Raw genomic sequence first — 22957 nt, forward strand, 5'->3', positions numbered from 1 at the left:
ACGACCGCCGGCTCAGATGTCAGCCGCGCAACGACCGCCAGAAGTCGTACGAGTGCTCTGCCGTGAAGTCCGTCGTGCCCGACCCGCCGCCACCGGCCAGCACCCGCACGTACCCGGAACGGTCGCGCAGTCGGGGCCACCCGGGCCGACCCGTCCGGGCGAAGTTGCTCCAGGCGCGGACCATCTCGCCGGAGAGCCGCCGCTGGGTGGGCGTGAAGGCCTCGGCGTAGTCGACGTCGAACAGGTACGGCAGTTCGGCGCAGTGGTACGCGCCGGTCGGGAAGGTCGGCGTCGGCCCTTCGGCGAAGAACGGCGCATCCTCGTCGGCGAACTCGTATAGGTACGTCGGCACGGTCCGGGCGAACGCCAGCGCGGCCGAGTAGATCGGCTCCGCGTACGCCTGGTCGGTCCACACGGCCCCCAACGCCTCGCTGGCGGAGCGCGTGTCGTCGCTCGGATAGCGGGCCAGCACCTCCTGCGCCCGGTCGCCGAACATGGCGCGTACCTGCTCGCGGTACTGGTCGTCGGTGAGCGGGCACGACTCGGGCGGCTGCCCCGGGGCGGGCGGCTGGGGGCAGTTCATCCCGCTGCGTTCCATCCCCCACACCTGGAGCGTGGACTCGTCGCGGTTCGTCCCGGTCAACACCGGCACCGGGTGCAACCGACCGCTGACCAGCGCGTCCGCCGGATCCACCGGCAGGGTACGGCCGTCGACCACCGGGCCCAGGTCGACGCCCGCGCCCGGGTAGCCGACCGCGTCGACGAGCGTTGCGGCGTCCCGCCCCCGAAGGCAGGCGGCGAGCACACCGGGGTCGGTGCAACCCACCCGCCCGGCCAACTCCCGCGCCGCCTCGACCGCCTCCGCCCGGGTCTGAACGGGGTTGGCGCACGAATTGCTCTGCATGATCGCGCGGTGGAACAGGCCCGCGGAGCCGGGCGCGGCGAGGTGGGCGCAGACACTTGTCGCGCCGGCCGACTGGCCGGCCAGGGTGACGCTGCCCGGGTCCCCGCCGAAGGCCGTCGCGTTGCGGCGCACCCAGCGCAGCGCCGCCTGCTGGTCCTGCAACCCGTAGTTGCCGGTGGACCCGTCCGGCCCGGCCAGCGCCGGATGCGCCAGGAAGCCGAGCGCACCGAGCCGGTAGTTCACCGTGACGACGATGACGTCGCCGTCGGCGGCCAGCCGCTCCCCGCCGTAGGCGTCACCCTGGCCGAAGCGGAAGTCGCCGCCGTGCAGCCACACCAGCACCGGTCGCGGCGTCCGGGCGGGGGTGCGGGGCGTGGTGACGTTGAGGTAGAGGCAGTCCTCGGACGCCGACGGGTCGTCCATCGGCAGCCCCTTCAGTTGAGCGCAGGCGGGGCCGGGCCGGGTCGCGTCGCGTACGCCCGTCCACTGTGGCCCGGGTCGCGGTGGGGCCCAGCGCAGCGCGCCCAGCGGCGGACGCGCGTACGGGATGCCCTCGAACGTCAGGTGGTCCGGCGCGACGGTCCCCCGGAGGGCGCCCTGGTCGGTCCGCACCACGGCCGCGCCCTGGCGATCGGCAGCCTCGGCGGCCGGGCCGACCGCCGTCGTTGCCGTCGCGAGGAGCGCGGTCGCGCCCATCGCGACGACCCACCGACGGTACGGGATGCTGGTCATCACAGTCTCCGATCATCGAACCCGGTACGGCGTACCGGCCGTCTGCGGCGAGCATGTCGATTCGGCGACGGGTCGACCAGGTAGCTCTAGTGCGCCCACGAGCGGCCGGCTGGAAATGTTGACGGACGGGTTCGGGTGCTCTAGTGCGCTAGGCTTCGGCCGGCGGAAGGGCGACCGTGCCGGAGATCGACGAGTCCACACCCCCGTACCTGCGCATCGTCGCGGAGCTACGGCGGCGCATCGCGTCCGGTGAGCTGGGCCCCGGCGATCGGGTGCCGTCCACCCGCCAGCTCGTCCGGGAACGGGGCGTCGCGATGGCGACCGCGAGCCGCGCCCTCACCGCGCTCCGGCAGGAGAACCTGATCCGGGCGGTGCCCGGCGTGGGCATGGTGGTCGCCGGCTCGGAGCCCGCGACGCCCGGTCGGGGCGGACGGGCCGAGGTGCGGCGCGGACCCCTGCACGGGGTGACCCGCGACCAGGTGGTGCGTACGGCCATCGGCATCGCCGACGCCGAAGGGCTGGCCGGGCTCAGCATGCGGCGCATCGCGACCGAGCTGGACGTGCCGACCATGTCGCTGTACCGGCAGGTCCACGGCAAGGAGCACCTGCTGCTGCTGATGGCGGACGCCGCCTTCGCCGCGTATCGGCTGCCCGGCACGCTCCCGCCCGGGTGGCGGGCCCAACTGGAGCTGCTCTGCCGGCTGCAGTGGTCGATCTACTGTCGACACCCCTGGCTGGCCCAGGTCGTCTCGTTGACCCGTCCGCTGATGGCCCCGCACGCCGTCGCGCACACGGAATGCGCCCTGCGCGCCCTCGCCGGATGCGGGCTGGACCGGCACACCCGGCTGCACCTGGTGGTCGCCCTCGCCAACCACGTGCGGGGGACGGCGGTGAACCTCCAGCAGGGGGCCGAGGCGGAACAGGACACCGGCCTGACCGATGACGAATGGATGGTGGCCCAGGCCGACGCGTTGGGCCGGCTACTCGCGGCTGGCGAGTTCCCGCACCTGGCCCGGCTCTCCCGGTCGGCAATCGACCTCAGCGCCGACAGCCTCTTCGAGTTCGGGCTGCAACGGCTCCTCGACGGGGTGGCGGCGCTCGTTCGAGCGTGAGCGCTCAGGCCGGGTTGTCCGCAGTCGCGGGGCGGCGCGCCCCGGACACGGCGGCGAACCCGGCGAGCGCGATCTCCGCCGTCTGCCGCAGCTCGTCGCGAGGGACCCCGGCGGCGGCGTGGATCGCCTGCCCCTCGGTGACGCTCATGACGAATCGGGCCAGCGCGGCCGGGTCGGCGTCGGTCGGCAGGTCACCCTCGGAGACGGCACGGGCGAACCGGTCGGCGAGGGCCCGCTCACCGGCCAGACGGCTGGCGGCGAGGAATTCCGCGACGCCCCCGTTCTCGCTGGAACAGGCGGTGCCGCCCTGGATCGACAGGCAGCCGGCCGGGCGGTCGGGTCGGGTGACGGCGAGCACGTTCTCGCGCAGGAGAGTGGCGACGACCTCGTACGTGGTGGCCTGGGTGATTGCGTGCCGCGCGTACCCCATGTCCTGTTCGGCGTAGCGGGCCACGGCCTTGCGGAACAGCTCCTCCTTGCCGCCGAAGGCGGCATAGAGGCTGGGCTTGTTGATGCCCATGGCCGCGGTGAGGTCGGTCATCGAGGCGCCTTCGTACCCCTGACGCCAGAACACCTCAAGCGCGCGCTCCAACGCCTCGTCGACGTCGAAGCCCCGAGGACGCCCTCGTACCGGCACGGTCCATCACCTCCGGCACCCATCCTAGCCGCGATGAAACCGATCGGTACAGAAATTTGTCGCACGGCCCAGGGGTTGCTACGGTCGGATCAGTACCGCTCGGTACACAATTTTCGAAGGAGACCGATCGTGGGACAGCTCGACGGCAAGACCGCCCTCGTCACCGGGGGCACCACCGGCATCGGCCTGGCCGCCGCCCGCCGCTTCGCCGCCGAAGGCGCGTACGTCTTCGTCACGGGCCGGCGCAAGGGCCCGCTGGACGAGGCGGTGAGCAGCATCGGCGTCAACGCGACGGGCATCGTCAGCGACGTCGGCAACCTCGACGACCTGGACCGGGTGATGCGGGCCATCGAGGAGCGCGGCGCGGGGCTCGACGTGCTGTTCGCCAACGCCGGCGGCGGCGAGTTCCGGCCGCTCGACTCGATCACGGTCGAGCACGTCGCCACCACCTTCGACACCAACGTCTACGGCACCATCTTCACCGTCCAGAAGGCCCTGCCCCTGCTCAACGAGGGCGCCTCGGTCGTGCTGACCGGCTCGACGTCGGCGGTCAGCGGCATTCCGGCGTTCAGCGTCTACGCCGCGTCCAAGGCCGCCATCCGCTCGTTCGGCCGCTCCTGGGCCGCCGAGCTGATGGACCGGAAGATCCGGGTCAACACACTCGTGCCCGGCTCCACCGAGACTCCCGGACTCGCGGGCCTGGCTCCCAGCCCCGGGGAGTCGCCCGCCCTGCTCAAGACGATCGCGTCCACCGTGCCCATGGGCCGCCTGGCCCACCCGGACGAGATCGCCAACGCGGTGCTCTTCCTCGCCTCCGACCAGAGCAGCTTCATGACCGGCAGCGAGCTGTTCGTCGACGGCGGCGAAACGCAGCTCTGACGGGAGAACGCCCGGTCGATCCGCAGGGGGTCGCACCGGGCGTTCTCGTGTTTCCCGAGCGGTGGCGGCCGCACCAGCAACCTCTTCGCCCCGACCCCGTTGAGGCCTGGGGGATTCAATGGAGGGGCTGACCTGCCGATACTGACAGGTCGGCCGACGCATCGATTGGCATCATCCTCTAATACCGACGGAGCCGCTTCCGGGCCCGCTCGACAAGCACTGAGATCGTCGGCAGTATCACGGGAAGAGGTGCCAACCTGCCCAAGGATCCCTAGTCGGAGGAGCCGCAGCGTGACGGTACGTCGAGAGAGGCCCGCAAGACGTCTTTCCGACCTGCTGACAGGGGACAGAATCGCGGTGGTCGCCGGCGCCCACGACGCCCTCTCAGCCCGGCTGGCCGAGCACCGGGGTTTCGACGCCATCTGGGTGAGCAGCTTCGGCGTCACGAATTCACTTGGCCTCGTCGACGAGGGTGTCATCACTCTGAACGAGATGCTGGATGCCGCCTGGCGCATCAAGCGCTCCACCTCCCACCCGGTCATCGTGGACTGCGACACCGGCTACGGAGACGTGATCAACGTACGGCGGCTGGCCCGAGAGGCGGTGGACCGGGGCATCGATGCGATATGCCTCGAGGATCAGGCCTTCCCCAAGAGGAACACGTTCCTGGATGGTGAACACCAGCTCGATGATGTCCATCGCTTCTGTTCGAAGATCACGGCCGCCGCCGGATCCCGGACCGCTGATGACTGCCTGGTGGTGGCTCGCACCGAAGCGCTCTCCCAGGGGTTCTCCGTGGACCACGCACTCGAACGAGCGAACGCCTACGTCGAGGCCGGCGCCGACGCGATCATCATCCAGCACCGATCCAGTGACATGCACGCGCTGGAGGCGTTCGCCGACGGCTGGCGCGGGAGGGCACCCCTCGGGGTGCTGGCCACCTCCATCCGCCAGACAGGCTTCGAGGAGATGCAACGCGCCGGCTTCGCCCTGGCCATCTACGCCAATCAGGGGCTGCGTGCCGCGGTCAGAGCCATGGACGACACGTACCAGTCCATCCTCGGAGCGGGCGGACGTCAACCGGCGGATCTGGCGCTCGCCTCGATGGAGGAGGTCCTGAAGTTGCAGTCGGAATCAGGGTGGAATTGAGATGGAGCTTCTCCTCCTGCGCCACGGTGAGACGGAGTGGAATCTCACGGGCCGGATGCAGGGACTCAGCGACACCCGTCTGACCCGGGCCGGCATCGACCAGGCTCACCAGGCGCTCGCCTCCCTCCCCCCGTTCTCGCAGGTATGGACCAGCCCGCTGCAACGGGCCCGCCTGACCGCCGAGGCGATCGCGGAATCGCAGGACATCCCGTGCCGGGTCGACGAACGGCTGATCGAACGAAGCTGGGGGGCCTGGGAAGGCATGCTGCCGGAGGACGTCGACCAGAAGTGGCCGGGTTGGCGGGCAGCGGGCCGGAAGCCGGACGGATACGAACATGACGAATCCGTCTTCCGCCGCTTCCTGGAATGGCGCGACTCAGTCACCCACGACGGTTCGGCGACGCCGCTCGTAGCCGTGACCCACGGCGGTTTCATGAGCGCGGTGGTCCGCGTTCTCGGCGGCTCGGACAGCGGGTACAAGAATCTCGAGGGCGTATGGATAGGCGAGGTCGAGGAACGGCCATTCATCCGACGCCACGAGGAGTTCATTCCGAACGCACGGAAGCTGACTCGATAAGGGACGGGTGAGCGTGGAGGCGGCAGGCGCAGCCAAACGAATCAGAGAGACCTTCGGCCTGGTCGTCGGTGTGCCGGACTCCTCTCTGACGTTCCTGGGTCCGATCTGGCAGCAGCCGGGCGAGGACGCGTCCGTGTGCACCAACGAGGGCTCCGCCGTGGCGCTGGCCGCCGGCTGGGCGCTCGGCAGCGGCAGATGCGCGCTGGTCTGCATGCAGAACTCGGGACTGCTGAACGCCTTGAATCCCCTCACCTCGCTGACGCACGCCTCCGTCCAGTCCGTCCCCCTGGTCCTCCTCATCGGAATGCGGGGCTGGGCCGGCGACGAGCCTCAACATGAGGCGGTGGGCCGCGCCACGACGAGCCTGCTCCGCGCGGCGGACATCCCGTTCCGCACCACCTGCGCGTCCGACCTGTCGGACGTCGTCTCCACGCTGGGCCTGGCCCACCAGCAGGCGGTTGCCAGCAACACGGTGACCGCGGTCCTGGTCGAGGCCGGCGCCGCGCGTCCGCCCACACCTCCGGCGACGGGAGGCCGTGCACTGGAGGACTGGACCAGTCGCGACGCCGTACGACTGGTCCTGGACACTGCCCCGTCCGGAAGCATCGTCGTCGGCTCAACCGGCTTCAACAGCAGACTCGTGCACGAGTACCGCACGGACCATCCCGGCCGGTTCCACGAGTTCGTGTACTGCGTCGGAGCCATGGGTCACGCGTGCTCCGTCGCTCAGGGTCTGGCGGTGGCCCGCCCGGACGTGCCGGTCATCTGCGTCGACGGCGACGGCTCGGCCCTGATGCATCTGGGAGCGGTGCTCCTGCCCACCGCGCTCACCGTCCCGAACTACCGGCACGTGATCGTCAACAACGGCAGCCACGAGTCGGTCGGTGGCGGCGACACGCTCGGATCCCGCTTCAGCTTCTCGGCCCTCGGGCACGACCTCGGCTGGCCCACGGGAGTGTTCCGCGGCCCGACCACGCCTGATGTCCTCACCGCGCTGGGCCGACTGCTGAACGCGACCGGCCCGGTGCTGGTCGAGATGCTGACGCGCCCCGCAGGCGTCGGCCCACCTGCTCGGCCCCGGCCGCCGTTCGTGCGGACGAGGACGACGTCCCATCGGTTCCGGTAGGACTCCGAGGAGGTATGAGTCGTGGATTTCACCCCGTACCAGGTGTTCATGGATCCCGCCGACGTGGCGCGCCTGGAGCGACAGCCGCGCGGGACATGGCGCCGGCAGGTGAGCCGGATGGTTGACGCCTGCGGCATCGGTGAGGTGCTCGCCACGCGCGGCATCGCGGTGTTGTCCGGGCTCGACGATCTCCCCGGCCCGCAGTTGCGGGTCGTCTTCCCCCTGATCTGCGAGGCGCTCGGGACGTTGATCCCACAAAGCGTCGGCCCCTCGGCACAGTTGCTGAGAGAGGTGACGTACCGGGGGAACGACCTGTCGGATCGCACGCTCCGCTACTCCGACAGCCGGGACGGCGGAAGCTTCCATACCGACGGCGTACCCGTTCCCGGCGAGGTGCCGGATCTCATCGCCCTTCTCTGCCTGCGTCAGGCGGCGGCCGGCGGTGAACTCGTCTTCATAGACTCGCAGGAGATCCTGCGGCTGGCGTCGGCACAGATGCCGGACATCCTCGACGTCCTGGGTAACCAGTTCCACTTCGACCAGCGGCGCAAGGACGCACCCGGTGCCACGATCGCACGGCGGGTCGTCGAGCGCTCGGGGGCCGACGACCGCGCGCACCACTTAACATATCTGCGGGACTACATCGAGTCCGGGCATGCGATGCCGGGGGTGCGGCCGCTGACTCCGGCCGAGACGAGGGCCATGGATCTCCTCGACGCCGTGATGGCCAGCGAGGCTCTACACATCGAGGGGCGGCTGCTCCGGGGGCAGATCGTGATCAGCGACAACCGGCGTTACCTGCACGGGCGTCATGCCTTCGTCGACGCGTCCGAGGGCGCGGGGAGACTGATGCTGCGAGCCTGGATCAGGCGATGATCAAATGAGCAAGTACATCGACTTCCACGATCCTCACAATCGGGACACCTACGTCGGGCGGTCCGCGGACCCCGCCTGGTCGACGCTCTTCGCGCGACTCATGCGCCCGGAGGGTCGGTTGGTCGCCGACCTGGGATGCGGCGGTGGCATCTACACCAAGGCGATCGCGGGCATGGCACCGCAGCTGGTCGTCGGGATGGACTCGTCGCACCTGTCATTGGAGTCGGCCCGGAGCTACTGCCAGGGAGTCGACCGCGTGTCATTTCTGCTGACCGACGCGGAGGCCGTGGGCGCGGAGGACGACGTCTTCGACGGAGTCGTCGAGAGAGCTCTCATCCACCACTTCACGACGTTGCACCGCAATTTCCGGGAGGCCCGCCGCATCCTGAAACCCGCCGGCCTGCTCTGGGTCCAGGACCGCACGGTGGACGACGTCCTCCTACCGCCTTCGGCGGAGCACATCCGTGGCTACTACCTCGCCTTCGACGAACGGCTGAGGGCAACCGAGATCGAACGCCGGCGACGAGAGCCGGATGTCACGGCCGCTCTCCTGGAGGCAGGATTCCGGCTTGTCAACAGCAGCAAAGTCTGTGAGCTGCGCAAAGTGTTCCGCGAACCGGGCGAGTTGTACGAGGAGATCGTCCTGCGGCGCGGCCGGTCCCTGCTCCACGCGCTCAACGACCGGCGTATCCGTCAACTAGCCGACTACGTCGTCGAGCGGATTCCTCGTTGGCCGGCGGTCGAACGCGACACCTGGACGGTCTGGATCGCCGAAAAGTAGCCGCTGTCATGGCGCGTCGAGGTAGGTGTTCTGCTTGAGAGCCGCATCCCAGAGGATCTTGATCTGCGACGCGTACAGGGTATAGGTGGGATTGCCGGGTCGCACCACGTAGGAAACCGTCGCCTGGTCGGCCTCGTTCTCGTGCAGGTAGTGCTGGACGCGAATGAGGGAATTCTCCGACAGCCGGTTCACGTCGATCGCGATGAAGGCCATGGGCATGATGCGGTCCGACACGGCGAACTGAATATTTCCGCTGCCCCGCAAACGGATGTAGAGATCCTTGAAGAGGTTCGCCTGATTCAGGTACCGCTGCTGACTGTGGCGCTCGGAGTCCGAGTACCTCATCCGCCGAAACCCCTCGAGGACGTCGAGGTCGCCCACGTTGAGCACCAGGAAGCGCACCTGCACACGTCTGTTGAGCCCGGCGAACAGATCCTTCGCGGCCACGAAGCCGGTCAACGTGGTACCACTGATGAAGACGTCGTGACGCGCCGACGCCACAGCGGTTCTCCAGTCGAAGGTGTGGCGTTCGACGAACTCGACACCTATTCCCCGATGGGCGAGCGTCCTCGCAATTTCCTCGGTACTCCTGGTCAGCACTTTCCAGCGACTGCTGAAGAGAATGAAGAAGTCAATGACGATCATCGCCAGGAGTGCTTCAATGAATGTGAGATGCAGATTTCGTTGATTGAGGACCTCGGTGACGACCACCGCAGTCAGCGCGAATATCGCCTGAAGCGTGATGAATGCCGCGTCCAAGAACCTCAGAAGCCTCTTCATCGCCACTCCCCGAAACGGCCGAGTCGATGGAATTCAAGTGTGCGGAACCGCCTGGACACCGGAAGCTCATAGAGTTACCACAGTTAATGTGATGATCGCAACCAGTAGAAATTTCGTCTCTTCTGCAAAGTCTCACGCAGACCTTGACGGCGGAGAACAAGCAGCGCGCCGGGGACCGTACGGTCCCCGGCGCGCTGCTACGCACGAGCGGTGGCGGCGGGATTTGAACCCGCGGAGGGCGTAAACCCTCACACGCTTTCGAGGCGTGCTCCTTAGGCCACTCGGACACGCCACCGCCGACGAGGGTACAGGACCGCGGGTTCGGACGCCGAACCGGTATCGCCCGAGCCGGCCTGGCAGGATCTTTGCCATGAGTACGCACATCGGCGCGAAGCCGGGCGAGATCGCCGAGCGGGTCCTGATGCCAGGTGACCCCCTGCGGGCCAAGTGGATCGCGGAGACCTACCTCGAGGGCGCGACCTGCTACTCGACGGTCCGGGGCATGCTGGGCTTCACCGGCCGCTGGAACGGCGTCGACGTCTCCGTCCAGGGCTCCGGCATGGGCATGCCGTCCGCCTCCATCTACGCCCACGAGCTGATCAACGAGTACGGCGTGAAGACGCTGATCCGGGTCGGCTCCTGCGGCGCTCTCAGCACCGACCTGCAACTGCGTGACGTGGTGGCGGCGATCGGGTCGTCCACCGACTCGAACATGAACCGGATGCGCTTCGACGGTCTGATCGACTACGCCCCGGTGGCCGACTTCGGGCTGCTGCGTACCTCGGTCGAGGTGGCCGAGCGGCGCGGCATCGCGATGCACGTCGGACCGATCCTGGCGGCGGACGCCTTCTACACCGACCGGCCGGACCTCTACGACACGCTCGCCGACTACGGCGTGCTGGCGGTGGAGATGGAGTCGGCGGCGCTCTACACGATCGCGGCCCGGTTCAAGGCTCGGGCGCTGACCGTGCTGACCGTCAGCGACCACATCAAGACCGGCGAGAAGACCACGTCGGAGGAGCGGGAGCAGACCTTCAGCCAGATGGTCGAGATCGCGCTCGACACGATCATCGCCTGACCTTCCGGGGACGGCGCACCGCGGAGAGCGTGATGACTCACAGGCATCTTGATGCCTCACAGTCATCACGCTCTTTCGCCCACGCCGGGCCAGGCCACGCCACGCCGGGCCACGCCACGGCACGGCAGGCCACGCCACGCCGCTCAGACAGCGGTGAGCGCCTCCGTCGGGGCGAGCCGGGCGGCGCGGACCGCCGGGTAGAGGCCGGCGAAGCCGCCGATGACCAGGGTCGCGCCCACCCCGCCGAGCATCGCCCACGCCGGCACCACGGTCGGCCAGTCCTGGGACAGCGCGTATCCGGTGGTGACCAGGATTCCCAGCAGCACCCCGCCGACCCCGCCGAGCGCCGAGAGCAGCAGCGATTCGGCGAGGAACTGGGTGCGTACCTGACCTCGGGTGGCCCCGAGCGACCGGCGTAGGCCGATCTCGGCCCGGCGTTCCAGCACCGAGATGACCATGGTGTTGGCGACGCCGACGCCACCGACGAGCAGGGCGACCGCGCCCAGCCCGAGCAGCAGCCCGGTGAAGGCGGCGTCGGTCGCCTCGGCGGCGGCCAGCGCGTCGGACGGGCGGGACACCTCCACCTCGTTGGGCGCCTCCGGGTTGGCGGTCGCGCCGAGCACCGACCGGACGGCCTCGACCTGTGACTCCTCGGCCCGGGTGTAGACGGTGCTCGGATGCCCGTCGAAGCCCAGATAGTCGGTCGCCGCCGACCAGCCGACCAACGCCGACGTGTCCAGCTCCGGGGCGAGCGGCACGGGAGCGAGGACACCGACCACGCTGAACCACCGCCCGCCCAGCCACACCTGTACCTGCGGATCCGCCTCGCCGACCCCCAGCCGATCGGCGGCGGTCGCGCCGAGGACCACCGCCGGGTAGCGGGCGGTGGCCTCGTTGAGCCACGTTCCGCTGGTCACCTCGGCCCCGACGGTGCCGAGCAGGTCCAGGCGGGCCGCCCGGGTGGCGATCCCGCCCGTCTCGGCGGCCGGAATCCGGTCCGAGCGGTAGACCTTGGCGTCGGACACCTGCCCGGTCGCGGACACCTCGGTCACCGGACCGATTCGGCCGATCATGGACACCGACTCCTCGGGGAGCTGGGCGTCCGCGCCGAACAGGGTGTTGCCCGGTTCCACGGTGAGCAGGTTGGTGCCGAGCGCGTCGAGCGCCCGGTCCAACTCGGCCCGGGACGACGAGGAGATGCCGACGACCGCGATCATCGCGGCGATGCCGATCGCGATGCCCAGCGCGGACAGGAACGCCCGCAGGGGTCGGGTCCGCAGGCCCACGCCACCGACGCGCAGGACGTCCCCGGGGCCCATCCGGGCCGGGGTGAGCACCGCCATCAGCCGACCCCGCCCGTCGCGAGGACCGGATCGTGCCGCACCGCGCCGTCCCGCATCCGTACCTGTCGGGGCAGGCTGTCGGCGATCTCCCGATCATGGGTGATCACCACGACGGTGGTGCCGGCCCGGTGCAGCTCGTGCAGCAGTTCCAGCACTCCGGCGCCGGACGTCGAGTCGAGGTTCCCGGTCGGCTCGTCGGCGAGCAGCACGGCCGGCTCACCCACCACCGCCCGGGCCACGGCCACCCGCTGCCGCTCCCCGCCGGAGAGTTCGTGCGGCCGGTGCCCCAGCCGGTGGCCCAGGCCGACCCGGACCAGCGCGGCCTCCGCGCGGTCGCGCCGCCTCCGCAGGGGTACGCCGGAGTAGAGCAACCCGTCGGCCACGTTGTCCACCACCGGAACGCCGGGGGCCAGGTGGAACTGCTGGAACACGAAGCCGATGCGGGTGGCCCGCAGCGCCGACAGCTCCCGGTCGGTGAGCTTCGCCGCGTCGTACCCGTCGATGAGGACGCTGCCCGACGAGGGCCGGTCGAGGGTGCCGATGAGGTGCAGCATCGTCGACTTGCCCGACCCGGACGGGCCGACGATGGCCACCAGCTCGCCGTAGCCGATCCGCAACGACACGTCGTCCAACGCGACGACGCCGCCGGAATACCGCTTGCTGACCCGGTCCAGCACGATCACGTCGCCCGTCACGCCGGCACCACCACCGTCGTCCCCTCGGCGATTCCCTCGCCGGTGACCTCCACCCGCCCGTCGGCGAACAGGCCCGTGGTCACCGCCACGATCCGGCGGGCGCCGCCGTCGACGACCTCGACGCCGTAGCCGCCCTCGGCGAGGGCCAGCAGCGCCGCCACCGGCACAGTGAGCACGTCCGCGCGTTCCGAGGCGGTGAAGGTGACGTCGACGCTGGCCTGGTCGAAGCCGGCGAGGGCCTTCGGATCGGTCACCGTTACGGTCACCTCGATCTTCGTCTCCGCCTCCGCCGCCTGGCCGTTGGCGCCGGCGGAACCGGTCTGGATGACCGTCTCGACCGTGCTGATCGTGCCGTTCACCGCCCGGCCGTCCGGCAGCTTGACCGCGACCTTCGCGTCGCGCTTGGCCAGCCGCTGGTCGTCCACGTCCAACTCGACGGTGACCACCCGGCTGGTGCCGGTGTAGGTGAGCACCGCCTGACCGGGCTGGGTGACCGCGCCGACGTCGAGCTGGTGGCTCTCCACCCGCACCTCCCCGTCGGCGTACACGACGCGCGCGGGCTCGACCCGGCCCGTCTCGGCCAGGCCGAGGTCGTCCTGCCACTCGCGGACCGCGTCGGCGGTCGCCCCGGTGTACTCGTCATCGACCGTGAATCCGTCGTAGCCGAGCGCCACGAGGTTCCGCTCGAACTGCGCGACGTCGGGGCCCTCCACCCCGGGGGCGAGCGTCCGGTACGCGGGCAGTCCGCCGTACAGGAGCACCACCTCCGCGTTGTCGACCAGGTAGAGCGCCTTGCCCCGCCGTACCGTCGACCCCGTCGCCGGCAGTCCGGTGAGCGTGCCGCTCAGCCTCGCCGTGGCGGTACGCGTCGTGCCGTACCCCAGCTCGCCGTCGGCCGTCTGGGAGTCGGCGAGGGTCTGCCGGGTGATGGCGGCGGTGGCCGCCGAAGCGCCGGCCTGGGCGGCGTCGCCGCCGCTCCGGCCGCCGAAGCCGACCGCGGCGATCACGCCCACGGCCGCGACCAGCAGCACGACGCCACCGACGAGGGCAGCCCGCAGCGGTACGCGTCGGGTGGTGCCGGTCACCGGCCACCGCCGAACTGCGGCGCGTACTGCCGGCACTTCTCCATGGCGGCGCGCTGCGCCGGGTCACCGAGGTCGAGCCCGCTGTCGCCCTTGGTGATCTGGATCCGTCCGTCGGCGTCCGGGTCCGGGAAGTTCGGCACGCCGTTCTCCCGCATGCACTTGGCCATGGTGCGCATCTGCTCGGCCTGCTCCGGGTTGAGCTGGGGACCCTGCCCGCCGTTGGGCAGTTTGTCGCGGCACTTCTCCATGGCGGACTGCACCTTCTGCGGGTCGACGTTCTCGCCGAACCGGAACGCCGGCCGCCCGCCCGCCTCCGGGTCGGGCATCTCCACCCCGTTCTCCCGCATGCACCGGGCGAACGCGAGCTGCCGTTCCGAGTCGTCCGCCGGGGTGGCGCTCGCCGTCACGCCGTCCTTCGCCCCGCCGGCGGTCGCGACTCCACCGCCGTCGTCGGCTGGGCCGCACCCGGCCAGTGCCAGCACGAGCAGGGCGGGGATCGCGAGTATCTGTCGCCGCATGGTGTCCGCCTCCGTTTCCTCCTCCGGCGCGGATCGCCGGACGTTGCCGCCCAGTTCACGGCAGCGGACGTATCCGGGGCGTAACCGTGCACGGTTACGCCGCCGTTACCCGCCAACGGGGACCATGGACGGGTGAGAGTGCTGGTGGTCGAGGACGAGAACCTGCTGGCGGACGCCATCGCCGAGTGGCTGCGCCGTGAGTCGTTCGCGGTCGACGTGGCGTACGACGGGGACGCCGCGCTGGAACGGCTCGGCGTCAACGAGTACGCCGTGGTGGTCCTGGACCGGGACCTGCCGGTGGTGCACGGCGACGACGTGTGCCGGGCGATCGTGGACGCGGGCGGGGAGACCCGGGTGTTGATGCTGACCGCCGCCGCGGCGGTACGCGAGCGCGTGGCGGGCCTGGCGATCGGCGCGGACGACTACCTCACCAAGCCGTTCGCCCTGGTGGAGTTGTCGGCGCGGGTGCACGCGTTGACCCGTCGCGCCCGCCCGGCCGCACCGCCGACGTTGCGCCGCGCCGGGATCCAGCTCGACCCGGCCCGCCACGAGGTACGCCGCGACGACCGGCACGTGGCGCTGTCCCGCAAGGAGTTCGCGGTGCTCGCCGAGTTGCTACGCGCCGACGGCGCCGTGGTCTCCGCCGAGGAGCTGCTGGAACGCGCCTGGGACGAGCACATCGACCCGTTCACCAACGTGGTCCGGGTCACCATGGTGAAGCTGCGCCGTAAGCTCGGCGACCCACCGGTGATCGAGACGGTGCCGGGAGCGGGGTACCGCATCCGATGAAGCGGCTCACCATCCGCGGTCGCCTCACCCTGATCTACGGTGGGCTCTTCCTGCTGGCCGGCGTGGTCCTGCTCGCCGTCACGTACGTGCTGGTGGACCAACGGACGCCCCAGCCGTTCGGGGTGAAACTGAGCGACCTGCCGAAGACCACCGCGACGCCACCCAAGCCGGGCAACGGGCAGAACATCGAGACGCTGCGCGCCCTCGTCGAGGAGGCGCAGAGCGAGGCGAGGCGCAACGCGTTGGAGTCGCTGCTCACCCAGGGCGGCATCGCGCTGATCGTGGTGTCGGCGGTGGCCATCGCGTTCGGCTGGCTGCTCGCCGGGCGGGCGTTGCAGCCGTTGCAGCAGGTCACCGACACCGCGCGGCGGATCGCCGGGGCGGACACCGCCGGTCGCGGGCTGCACGAGCGGATCGCGCTCGCCGGTCCCCGCGACGAGGTACGCGAACTCGCCGACACGTTCGACGAGATGCTGGAACGGTTGGACCGTTCCTTCGACGGGCAGCGCCGGTTCGTGGCGAACGCCTCGCACGAGCTGCGGACGCCGTTGGCGCTGAACCGCGCGCTGGTGGAGTTGGCCGTGACGCGGCCGGACGCGCCGGAGGAGACGCGCAGGTTGGGCGAGTCGCTGCTGGCGGTCAACGAGCGGCACGAACGGCTCATCGACGGGCTGCTGACCCTCGCCGACTCGGAGAACGAGCTGACCGAGCGGACGGCGGTCGACCTGGCGGAGGTCTGCGCGCACGTGATCGACCAGGCCGGCAGGCAGGCGCCCGACCTGCCCGTACACCGGTCGCTCGCCCCGGCCCCGACCAATGGCGACCCGGTGCTGTTGGAACGGCTGACATTCAACCTGGTGGAGAACGCGCTACGGCACAACCTGGCCGCCGACGGATGGGTCGAGGTGCGCACCGCCCTGGTGGACGGACGACCCACCCTGACGGTAACCAACACCGGCCCGCTGATCGCCGGCTACGACGTCGAGACGATGTTCCAGCCGTTTCGCCGGCTGTCGCGCGAGCGGGTGGCCGGTACGCGTGGTTTCGGACTGGGCTTGTCGATCGTCCGTGCGGTTGCCCGGGCCCACGGCGGCACCGCCGAGGCGCACCCCCGCCCGGGTGGCGGCCTGGTCGTCACGGTCACCCTGCCCGCAACCTGACCACCCGCCTCCCCCGCGCGGGGCCAGCGAGAGCGCGGGGCCTCAGCGGAAGAAGGCGCGCAGCACGGCGGCGGTCTCGGCTTCCAGCACACCGCCGTACACCTCGGGACGGTGGTTGAGCCGGCGGTCGCGCAGCACGTCCCAGAGCGAGCCGGCCGCACCGGTCTTGGGTTCCCACGCGCCGAAGACGACCGTGGAGACCCGGGCGAGCACCAGCGCGCCCGCGCACATGGTGCACGGCTCCAACGTCACCACCAGCGTGCAGCCGTCCAGCCGCCACTCGCCGGTCCGTTCGGCCCCCCGGCGCAGGGCCAGCACCTCGGCGTGGGCGGTGGGGTCGCCGGTCAGTTCCCGCTCGTTGCGCCCGATCGCCAGCTCGCCGCCGTCCGGGCCGTAGAGCACCGCGCCCACGGGTATGTCGTCGACGCCACCGCTGGGGATCGCCGGGTCGGTGACGGCGACCTCCAGGGCTCGGCGCATCCACCGCTCGTGCCGCTGCCGTCGCCCGATCTCACCGGGGTCGGCCAGGCCCTCGTGCGCGCCCGGCCCGGCTCGGCCCACCGCGCCGGGCGTCGGCTGGCCCGGCCGGATCATCTCCAACGACGGGTCGGTGGCGTCGGCCGGCTCAGACCTCACGCAACTCCTCGACCTCGTCGGCGCAGCCGAGCACCTCGCAGATCTCGGCGGTGACGTCCGCCGGCAGCATCCCCTCGGTGCCGCAGAGCGTCAGCAGCTTCTGCGCGGAGATGCCCAGGTTGGCGAGCAGGTCGGCGTCGCCCACCGGATCGGCCTCCGGGTCGACGGCGGGCTGCTCGCTCTCCTCGTCGCCGCTGGCGGCGGGGCGCGGCTCGTCGTCGCCGTCGAGCCCGGTCACCGACGTCTTCAGGTCACCGACCAGCAGTTGACCCAGCCGGGACTCCTCGGCGTACGCCGAGTCCGATCCGAAGACCCGCAGGTCCTCGCCCTCGTCGAGACGCAGGATCACCAGGTACGCGTCGTCGGCCTCGACAAAGAGCAGCGACACGTCGGCTTCCTGGTCGACGTCGCGCAGCCGGTCGGCGACCTCGTCGATGTCCGTGGCACCCCGAAGGTTGACCTCGGTCGCGGTCCAGCCACTGTCATCACGCACCACGGCCGCAGCGAAGTACGACACGGTTCCCCCAAAAGCCCTCGGCACAGCGCCGACTCGTCAAGGGTGCACGTTAGCCGGTCGGGTCGGCAGGCGACCGGTCAACGCCCCGAGACGCCGGCCAAACCTGACAAAGTCCGATCAGCCAGCTACCCGACGGCGGGTGGCGATGAGTTGGCGTAGACGCTCGGTGCGCTCTCGCTGCGGCCGGCTGCGCTGGCGTACCGCCCGTGCGCCCGCCAACTCGGCGAGCAACTGGAGGCGGCGGCGGTTGCGATCCGGGTCCTGCCGCGGGGTGGTCCAGGCCATAGTGCCGAGAGTGCCGAGTCTCGGCGGCCACGTCAAGACGGCGTTCGCTCCGCAGCCAACCGGGCACGCGACGCAGTCGCCCACGCCCTGATCCGGGTCGGTCCGGCCTCGCTCACCACAGCGGCCAGTCACCGCTCGTCGCCCAGCGCACGGCCACCACGGCGGCGGCGATGCTCCAGCCGCCGGCGGTCACGATGGCCACTCCGGTGGCCACTCCACGGTCGCCGTACCGCACCAGCACCAGCGCGGTGGCCCAGGCGAGCAGGCCGGCCACCACCGTCCACCACGCGTAACCGACCACGTCGGTGCCGAGGAGCCCGAACAGCAGCAGCCAGGCAGCCGCCGCACCGCCGCCGGAGGCGACCCCAGCGCCGGTCACCGGGTGCGGTTCGCGGTAGGTCGGTCTGGTCGGTGGCCCGGCCGGGAAGAGCCCCGACGGGGTACGCGACGCCGGGCGCGCGGCGGCCGGGTCCGGGATGGGGCCTTCTCGGGCGATGCTCACCGGCTGCCCTCCCTCACGCGCGTCGCTCGTCCCCACGGTACCGGTCTGTCAGGATGGCCGAATGCCCTCGCCGACGATCGGTCGCCGCGTGCGTCCGGCGTACCCGATCCTGTTGCTGCTCGCCCCGATGCTCGCCGCCGGTTGCGCGACCACCCGGCCCGGGGTGCCGCCGGACGGCGTCGCCGCGCCGTCGCCGTCGGCGGTCTGGGCGACCGGGGAGCAGCCGGCGGCCCCGCCGGTCGCGCCGACCACGAACGCCCCGGCCAGCCCGACGCCGTCGTCGGCCACGCCGTCGCCGAGCGCGCCCCGCGCCGGGGTCCGGCATGTCTTTCCGGTACGCGCCGACAACGTGGACTACCACCCGACGCACGGGGCGTACCCTGCGACGGACGTGTTCGCGAACTGCGGTCAGCCGTTCGTGGCGGTGACCGACGGCAAGGTGCTGGAGGTGAGTCGCGTCGACAGGTACTCCAAGAGCGGGCCGCAGGGCCCGGACAACGGCGGCCTGTCGGTGTCGCTGCTCGGTGACGACGGGGTGCGTTACTACGGCTCGCACCTGAGCGTCGTCTCGTCCGGCGTCGAGGCGGGGGTCCGGGTGCGTGCCGGCCAGCAACTCGGCAAGGTGGGCCGGACCGGCAACGCCAACAACGTCTGTCACGTGCACTTCGGGATCTCGCCGCCGTGCGCCGGTAAGGACGGGTGGTGGATCCGGCGCGGCGTGATCTGGCCGGCGCGCTACCTGGACTCGTGGCGGCGCGACGGCAACCGGGAACCGGCCGCCGAGGTGACCGCGTGGCAGCGCCAACACGGCTGCCCGAAGGCTCCCTGACATGGCCGCCCGGGACCCCATCGCCGACCTGCGCCGGATCGCGTTCCTGTTGGAGCGGGCGAACGAGGCCACCTACCGGGTGCGGGCGTTCCGTTCGGCGGCCACGGCGCTGGCTGGCCTGCCGGCGGCCGAGGTAGCCGAACGGGCCGGCAACGGCACCCTCACCGAGCTGGCCGGTGTCGGCGACGTGACGGCTCGCTGCGTGGCGGAGTCCCTGGCCGGTGAGGAACCGGTCTATCTGCGCCGGCTGGTGGCGACCGAGGGCAGCGACCTCGATGCCGAGGCCGCGGCGCTGCGCGCCGCCCTGCGGGGCGACTGCCACACCCACTCGGACTGGTCCGACGGCGGCTCGCCCATCGAGGAGATGGCGCTGGCCGCCGTCGAGTTGGGTCACGAGTACCTGGTGTTGACCGACCACTCGCCGCGGCTGACCGTGGCCCGGGGGCTGACCGCGGCGCGGCTGCGCCGTCAGCTCGACCACGTGGCGCAGGTCAACGCGGCGCTGCCGGAGGGTTTCCGGATCCTCACCGGCATCGAGGTGGACATCCTCGCCGACGGGTCGCTCGACCAGGACGAGGAGTTGCTGGCCCGACTCGACGTGGTGGTCGGCTCGGTGCACAGCGGCCTGAAGGACGAGCGGTCGAAGATGACCCGGCGCATGGTGCGGGCCGTTGCCAACCCGCACCTGGACATCCTCGGTCACGTCACCGGCCGGATGGTGTCGTCCCGGCCGGCCGGGGTGACCGGCCCGGGTGACAAGGGGCACCGGGCCCGGACCCGCGCGGAGAGCGACTTCGACGCGGACGCCGTCTTCGCCGCCTGCGCGGAACACGACACCGCAGTCGAGATCAACTCCCGGCCGGAGCGGCAGGACCCGCCGAAGCGACTGATCCGACGCGCCCTGGAGGCGGGCTGCCGCTTCGCGATCGACACGGACGCGCACGCGCCCGGCCAGCTCGACTGGCAGCGGTTCGGCTGCGAGCGGGCCGCGCGCTGCGGCGTCCCGGCCGACCGGGTGGTCAACACCTGGTCGGCCGAGCAGCTCGTGGAGTGGACCCGCAACCGAGCCTGACCGGCGGTCCGGACTGGTCGAGGCATGGCGGCGGGTCAGCGGCGGGCGGGCTCGACGGCGGGCGCGGCGGGCTCGACGGCCGGCGCGGCGGGCTCGACGGCCGGCGCGGCGGGCTCGACGGCCGGCGCGGCGGGCGCGCTCACGCCGACGACCGGTCGGGGCGTCCGACGGCCGAACACGCCCTGCGCGACCGCGACGCCCAGCAGCACGATGAGCGCACCGACCGGCTGGTGCCAGTTGAGCCGCTCGTCCAGCACCACGGCGCCGATCAGCACCGCGAAGATCGGAATCAGGTACGTGACGGTGGACGCCGTGCTCGCGCCGGCCAACCGGATGTTGCGCATGTTGATGACGAAGGCGAGCCCGGTGCCGAGCGCGCCGAGGGCCAGGACGCTCGCCACGACCTTCGCCGACAGCTCGGTGGGCAGCGGCGGCGCGCCCGCGACGAACGGGGTGACGATGGCGAGCTGCACGGTGGCGAGCAGCAGCTGCGCCGTGGACAGGGACAGCCCGGAGTGCGTGCTGCCGGCGATGAACCGCTTCTGGTACGGGATGGCGACGCCGTAGCAGGCGGCCGCCCCGAAGCACATCACCTGCCCGACGAAGTGCGCCCCTCCGATGCCCTCCCAGACCCCGAGCACGACGAGTACGCCGACGAAGCCCAGCCCGAGGCCGATCGCCCGGCGTACGGTCAACCGCTCGGTCCGGAACACCAGCACCGCGAGCGGCAGCACGATCAACGGCGTCGTCGCGTTCCAGATGCCGGCGAGCATCGACTCGACCCGTTGCTCGCCGTAACCGAAGAGGGTGAACGGCACGGCCACGCCGAACGCGGCGACGACGGCCAGGTGCGCCCACACCCGGGGCTCACGGGGCAGCCGGTCGCGCAGCACCGCAAGGACGACCAACAGGGTCAGCGCGCCGGCGCCGACGCGGTAGAGGGTCAGCTGCACGGGGTGCAGCTCGGCCACGCCGACCTTGATGAACAGGAAGCTGGAGCCCCAGATGGCGGCGAGGGCGAAGAAGCCCGGTAACCAGGCCCGCAGCGGGACCCTGTCAGGAGCGATATCGGTTGTCACCCCTGACACTCTGCCGGAGGGGTGCGACAGAGTCGTCCGCTTTTCCGCTGCTTGGACACGACAATTGACATCGACATCCTGACCGGGCGGTCACGTAGTGTCGCAGCGTGGGACGAATTGATGAAATCGCCAACCGCTACGTGGACAAGTGGGCGCCGTTGAGCCCGACCGGCGCGACCTACGTCGGCATCGCCGGCCATGACAACAAGCTCGACGACCTCTCACCGGACGGATACCGGGCGCGCGCCGACCTGACCCGCGAGACGCTCACCGAGCTGGAGACGGCCGAGCCGGACACCGAGGCGGAGCGCACCGCCAAGGAGGCCATGCAGGAACGGCTCGGTCTGGACCTGGCCCGCTACGAGGCCTGCGAGACGACCAGCGAGGTCAGCGTGATCACCAGCGGGCTGCACGAGATCCGCATGGTGTTCGACCTGATGCCGACTGCGACGGCCGACGAGCAGGCCAACATCGCCACCCGGCTCAACGGCCTCGCCGGCGCGCTGGAGGGCTACAAGACCACGCTGCGTGAGGCGCTCGCCGACGGGCAGGTCAGCTCGAAGGTGCAGCTCGTCGAGGTGGCCAAGCAGTGCGACATCTGGACCGACCCGACCGGGGACAACTTCTTCCACGGTCTGGTCGAGCGGCTGGGCGCGGACGGCACCCTCGGCGCCGAGCTGCGCAGGGGCGCGGCGGCGGCCACCGCGGCCACCGCCGAGTTCGGTCAGTTCCTGCGGGCCGAGCTGGCCCCGCACGGGCGCGACAAGCAGGCCGCCGGCCGGGAGCGCTACGAACTCGCCTCGCAGTACTTCCTCGGCGCGAAGATCGACCTCGACGAGACGTACGCCTGGGGTTTCGCGGAGCTGGCCCGCCTGGAGGCGGAGATGCGGGTCGTCGCCGGGCGCATCGCCGGTTCGGGTGCGACGGTCGACGAGGCGGTGGCGCGGCTCGACGCCGACCCGGCGCGCACGATCCAGGGCAAGGAGGCGTTCCGCGACTGGATGCAGGCGCTCGCCGACAAGGCCATCGCCGAGTTGCACGGCACCCACTTCGACATCCCGGAGCAGGTCCGCCGGATCGAGTGCTGCCTCGCGCCCACCAGCGACGGGGCCATCTACTACACCGGGCCGAGCGAGGACTTCTCGCGGCCTGGTCGGATGTGGTGGGCGGTGCCGCAGGGCATCACCGACTTCTCCACCTGGCGCGAGGTGACGACGGTCTACCACGAGGGCGTGCCGGGGCACCACCTTCAGGTGGCCCAGACGGCCGTCCGGGCCGACCTGCTCAACCGCTGGCAGCGGCTGCTCTGCTGGGTCTCCGGGCACGGCGAGGGCTGGGCGCTGTACTCGGAGCGGCTGATGGACGAGCTGGGTTACCTCCAGGACCCGGGCGACAAGCTGGGCATGCTCGACGGTCAGGCGATGCGCGCCGCACGGGTGATCGTCGACATCGGCATGCACCTGGAGCTGGAGATCCCGAAGGACAACCCGTTCGGCTTCCACCCGGGCGAGCGGTGGACGCCCGAGCTGGGTTGGGAGTTCATGCGGGCGCACTGCCGGGTGCCGGACGAGAACCTGCGCTTCGAGCTGAACCGCTACCTGGGTTGGCCGGGCCAGGCGCCGTCGTACAAGGTGGGTGAGCGGATCTGGTTGCAGGCACGCGAGGACGCGATGGCTCGTAAGGGCGCCGACTTCGACCTGCGGGAGTTCCACCGGCAGGCGTTGGACCTGGGCGCGCTGGGCCTCGACCCGCTGCGCAAGGCGCTGGCCCGACTCTGACCGGTGTTCAGCTCGTGGGGCGGCGTCCGGTCCGGACG

At 71.0% G+C, this 22957-nt stretch carries 24 protein-coding genes, 1 tRNA gene and 1 pseudogene; 13 read left to right on the forward strand and 13 right to left on the reverse strand.

Annotation, left to right across the window (positions count from 1 at the left end):
- Positions 1-19: 19 nt before the first annotated feature.
- Positions 20-1636, reverse strand: a complete 1617-nt coding sequence (locus tag AB0B55_RS19830; protein ID WP_357172716.1) for a carboxylesterase/lipase family protein — start codon at positions 1634-1636, stop codon at positions 20-22.
- Positions 1637-1812: 176 nt separating this feature from the next.
- Between AB0B55_RS19830 and AB0B55_RS19835 the strand changes: the two genes are divergently transcribed.
- Positions 1813-2748, forward strand: coding sequence for a TetR/AcrR family transcriptional regulator C-terminal domain-containing protein (locus AB0B55_RS19835; protein WP_357132922.1), 936 nt, complete (start codon positions 1813-1815; stop codon positions 2746-2748).
- 4 nt (positions 2749-2752) lie between these two features.
- Here AB0B55_RS19835 and AB0B55_RS19840 read toward each other — a convergent pair whose 3' ends face one another.
- The gene (locus AB0B55_RS19840) at positions 2753-3385 is read right to left on the reverse strand and encodes a TetR/AcrR family transcriptional regulator (RefSeq protein WP_357172719.1); all 633 of its coding nucleotides are present in this window, start codon (positions 3383-3385) and stop codon (positions 2753-2755) included.
- A gap of 129 nt (positions 3386-3514) precedes the next feature.
- On the opposite strand from AB0B55_RS19840, the gene AB0B55_RS19845 reads away from it, so the two are divergent.
- The 6 genes from AB0B55_RS19845 to AB0B55_RS19870 all read left to right on the forward strand — a co-directional run bounded on the left by AB0B55_RS19845 (position 3515) and on the right by AB0B55_RS19870 (position 8773).
- Positions 3515-4264 (forward strand): SDR family oxidoreductase, encoded by a 750-nt coding sequence (locus tag AB0B55_RS19845; protein WP_357132926.1) that lies wholly within the window; start codon positions 3515-3517, stop codon positions 4262-4264.
- Between the two features lie 291 nt (positions 4265-4555).
- On the forward strand, positions 4556-5413 hold the full coding sequence (locus AB0B55_RS19850) for an isocitrate lyase/PEP mutase family protein (protein ID WP_357132928.1): 858 nt from the start codon (positions 4556-4558) through the stop codon (positions 5411-5413).
- A gap of 1 nt (position 5414) precedes the next feature.
- Positions 5415-5990: a histidine phosphatase family protein gene (locus tag AB0B55_RS19855; protein ID WP_357132930.1), complete on the forward strand. Its 576-nt coding sequence runs from the start codon at positions 5415-5417 to the stop codon at positions 5988-5990.
- 70 nt (positions 5991-6060) lie between these two features.
- On the forward strand, positions 6061-7116 hold the full coding sequence (locus AB0B55_RS19860; protein ID WP_357172722.1) for a thiamine pyrophosphate-dependent enzyme: 1056 nt from the start codon (positions 6061-6063) through the stop codon (positions 7114-7116).
- Between the two features lie 21 nt (positions 7117-7137).
- Positions 7138-7992 carry a TauD/TfdA family dioxygenase gene (locus AB0B55_RS19865; RefSeq protein ID WP_357172725.1) on the forward strand — a complete coding sequence of 285 codons (855 nt, stop codon included), beginning with the start codon at positions 7138-7140 and terminating at the stop codon, positions 7990-7992.
- A gap of 4 nt (positions 7993-7996) precedes the next feature.
- Positions 7997-8773 carry a class I SAM-dependent methyltransferase gene (locus tag AB0B55_RS19870; RefSeq protein ID WP_357132936.1) on the forward strand — a complete coding sequence of 259 codons (777 nt, stop codon included), beginning with the start codon at positions 7997-7999 and terminating at the stop codon, positions 8771-8773.
- 6 nt (positions 8774-8779) lie between these two features.
- On the opposite strand, the gene AB0B55_RS19875 is transcribed toward AB0B55_RS19870, so the two are convergent.
- The gene (locus tag AB0B55_RS19875; protein ID WP_357132938.1) at positions 8780-9553 is read right to left on the reverse strand and encodes a hypothetical protein; all 774 of its coding nucleotides are present in this window, start codon (positions 9551-9553) and stop codon (positions 8780-8782) included.
- Positions 9554-9761: 208 nt separating this feature from the next.
- Positions 9762-9848 (reverse strand) — tRNA-Ser (locus AB0B55_RS19880).
- A gap of 75 nt (positions 9849-9923) precedes the next feature.
- On the opposite strand from AB0B55_RS19880, the gene deoD reads away from it, so the two are divergent.
- Positions 9924-10631, forward strand: coding sequence for a purine-nucleoside phosphorylase (gene deoD / locus AB0B55_RS19885; RefSeq protein ID WP_334627940.1), 708 nt, complete (start codon positions 9924-9926; stop codon positions 10629-10631).
- A 143-nt stretch (positions 10632-10774) separates the two neighbouring features.
- Here the strand turns inward: deoD and AB0B55_RS19890 are convergent, their stop codons facing one another.
- The 4 genes from AB0B55_RS19890 to AB0B55_RS19905 are packed head-to-tail and all read right to left on the reverse strand — an operon-like array spanning position 10775 to position 14272.
- On the reverse strand, positions 10775-11974 hold the full coding sequence (locus AB0B55_RS19890) for an ABC transporter permease (protein WP_357172728.1): 1200 nt from the start codon (positions 11972-11974) through the stop codon (positions 10775-10777).
- Positions 11974-12657: an ABC transporter ATP-binding protein gene (locus AB0B55_RS19895; RefSeq protein ID WP_357172788.1), complete on the reverse strand. Its 684-nt coding sequence runs from the start codon at positions 12655-12657 to the stop codon at positions 11974-11976. The genes AB0B55_RS19890 and AB0B55_RS19895 overlap by 1 nt, the downstream gene beginning before the upstream one ends.
- Before the next feature lie 8 nt (positions 12658-12665).
- Positions 12666-13754 (reverse strand): peptidoglycan-binding protein, encoded by a 1089-nt coding sequence (locus tag AB0B55_RS19900; RefSeq protein WP_357172731.1) that lies wholly within the window; start codon positions 13752-13754, stop codon positions 12666-12668.
- A complete protein-coding gene (locus AB0B55_RS19905) occupies positions 13751-14272 on the reverse strand; it encodes a hypothetical protein (RefSeq protein WP_357172734.1) in 522 nt (173 codons plus the stop codon). The genes AB0B55_RS19900 and AB0B55_RS19905 overlap by 4 nt, the downstream gene beginning before the upstream one ends.
- A gap of 132 nt (positions 14273-14404) precedes the next feature.
- On the opposite strand from AB0B55_RS19905, the gene AB0B55_RS19910 reads away from it, so the two are divergent.
- On the forward strand, positions 14405-15061 hold the full coding sequence (locus tag AB0B55_RS19910) for a response regulator transcription factor (RefSeq protein ID WP_357132947.1): 657 nt from the start codon (positions 14405-14407) through the stop codon (positions 15059-15061).
- Positions 15058-16221 carry a HAMP domain-containing sensor histidine kinase gene (locus tag AB0B55_RS19915; RefSeq protein ID WP_357172736.1) on the forward strand — a complete coding sequence of 388 codons (1164 nt, stop codon included), beginning with the start codon at positions 15058-15060 and terminating at the stop codon, positions 16219-16221. Before AB0B55_RS19910 ends, AB0B55_RS19915 begins: the two co-directional genes overlap by 4 nt.
- Positions 16222-16263: 42 nt before the next feature.
- Here the strand turns inward: AB0B55_RS19915 and AB0B55_RS19920 are convergent, their stop codons facing one another.
- The 4 genes from AB0B55_RS19920 to AB0B55_RS19935 all read right to left on the reverse strand — a co-directional run bounded on the left by AB0B55_RS19920 (position 16264) and on the right by AB0B55_RS19935 (position 18137).
- Positions 16264-16815 (reverse strand): nucleoside deaminase, encoded by a 552-nt coding sequence (locus AB0B55_RS19920; RefSeq protein ID WP_357132981.1) that lies wholly within the window; start codon positions 16813-16815, stop codon positions 16264-16266.
- Positions 16816-16846: 31 nt separating this feature from the next.
- Positions 16847-17374 (reverse strand): tRNA adenosine deaminase-associated protein, encoded by a 528-nt coding sequence (locus AB0B55_RS19925; RefSeq protein ID WP_357172739.1) that lies wholly within the window; start codon positions 17372-17374, stop codon positions 16847-16849.
- A 117-nt stretch (positions 17375-17491) separates the two neighbouring features.
- Entirely contained in the window at positions 17492-17659 is a 168-nt protein-coding gene (locus tag AB0B55_RS19930; RefSeq protein ID WP_266247104.1) for a hypothetical protein, read from the reverse strand.
- Positions 17660-17771: 112 nt separating this feature from the next.
- Complete coding sequence (locus AB0B55_RS19935) at positions 17772-18137, reverse strand: hypothetical protein (protein ID WP_357132983.1); 366 nt, start codon at positions 18135-18137, stop codon at positions 17772-17774.
- An 85-nt stretch (positions 18138-18222) separates the two neighbouring features.
- On the opposite strand from AB0B55_RS19935, the gene AB0B55_RS19940 reads away from it, so the two are divergent.
- Positions 18223-18990, forward strand: coding sequence for a peptidoglycan DD-metalloendopeptidase family protein (locus tag AB0B55_RS19940; RefSeq protein WP_357172743.1), 768 nt, complete (start codon positions 18223-18225; stop codon positions 18988-18990).
- A gap of 1 nt (position 18991) precedes the next feature.
- Positions 18992-20062, forward strand: coding sequence for a PHP domain-containing protein (locus AB0B55_RS19945; protein ID WP_357132957.1), 1071 nt, complete (start codon positions 18992-18994; stop codon positions 20060-20062).
- Here AB0B55_RS19945 and AB0B55_RS19950 read toward each other — a convergent pair.
- Positions 19945-21141: pseudogene (locus AB0B55_RS19950) on the reverse strand (DMT family transporter); the annotation flags it as partial. The gene AB0B55_RS19945 and the pseudogene AB0B55_RS19950 sit on opposite strands and share 118 nt — an antisense overlap.
- Positions 21142-21248: 107 nt before the next feature.
- Between AB0B55_RS19950 and AB0B55_RS19955 the strand changes: the two are divergent.
- The gene (locus AB0B55_RS19955; protein WP_357172746.1) at positions 21249-22919 is read left to right on the forward strand and encodes a DUF885 domain-containing protein; all 1671 of its coding nucleotides are present in this window, start codon (positions 21249-21251) and stop codon (positions 22917-22919) included.
- Positions 22920-22957 lie beyond the last annotated feature (38 nt).

The organism is Micromonospora sp. NPDC049107 (genome assembly GCF_040648595.1).
In the GTDB taxonomy this organism is placed as follows: domain Bacteria; phylum Actinomycetota; class Actinomycetes; order Mycobacteriales; family Micromonosporaceae; genus Micromonospora.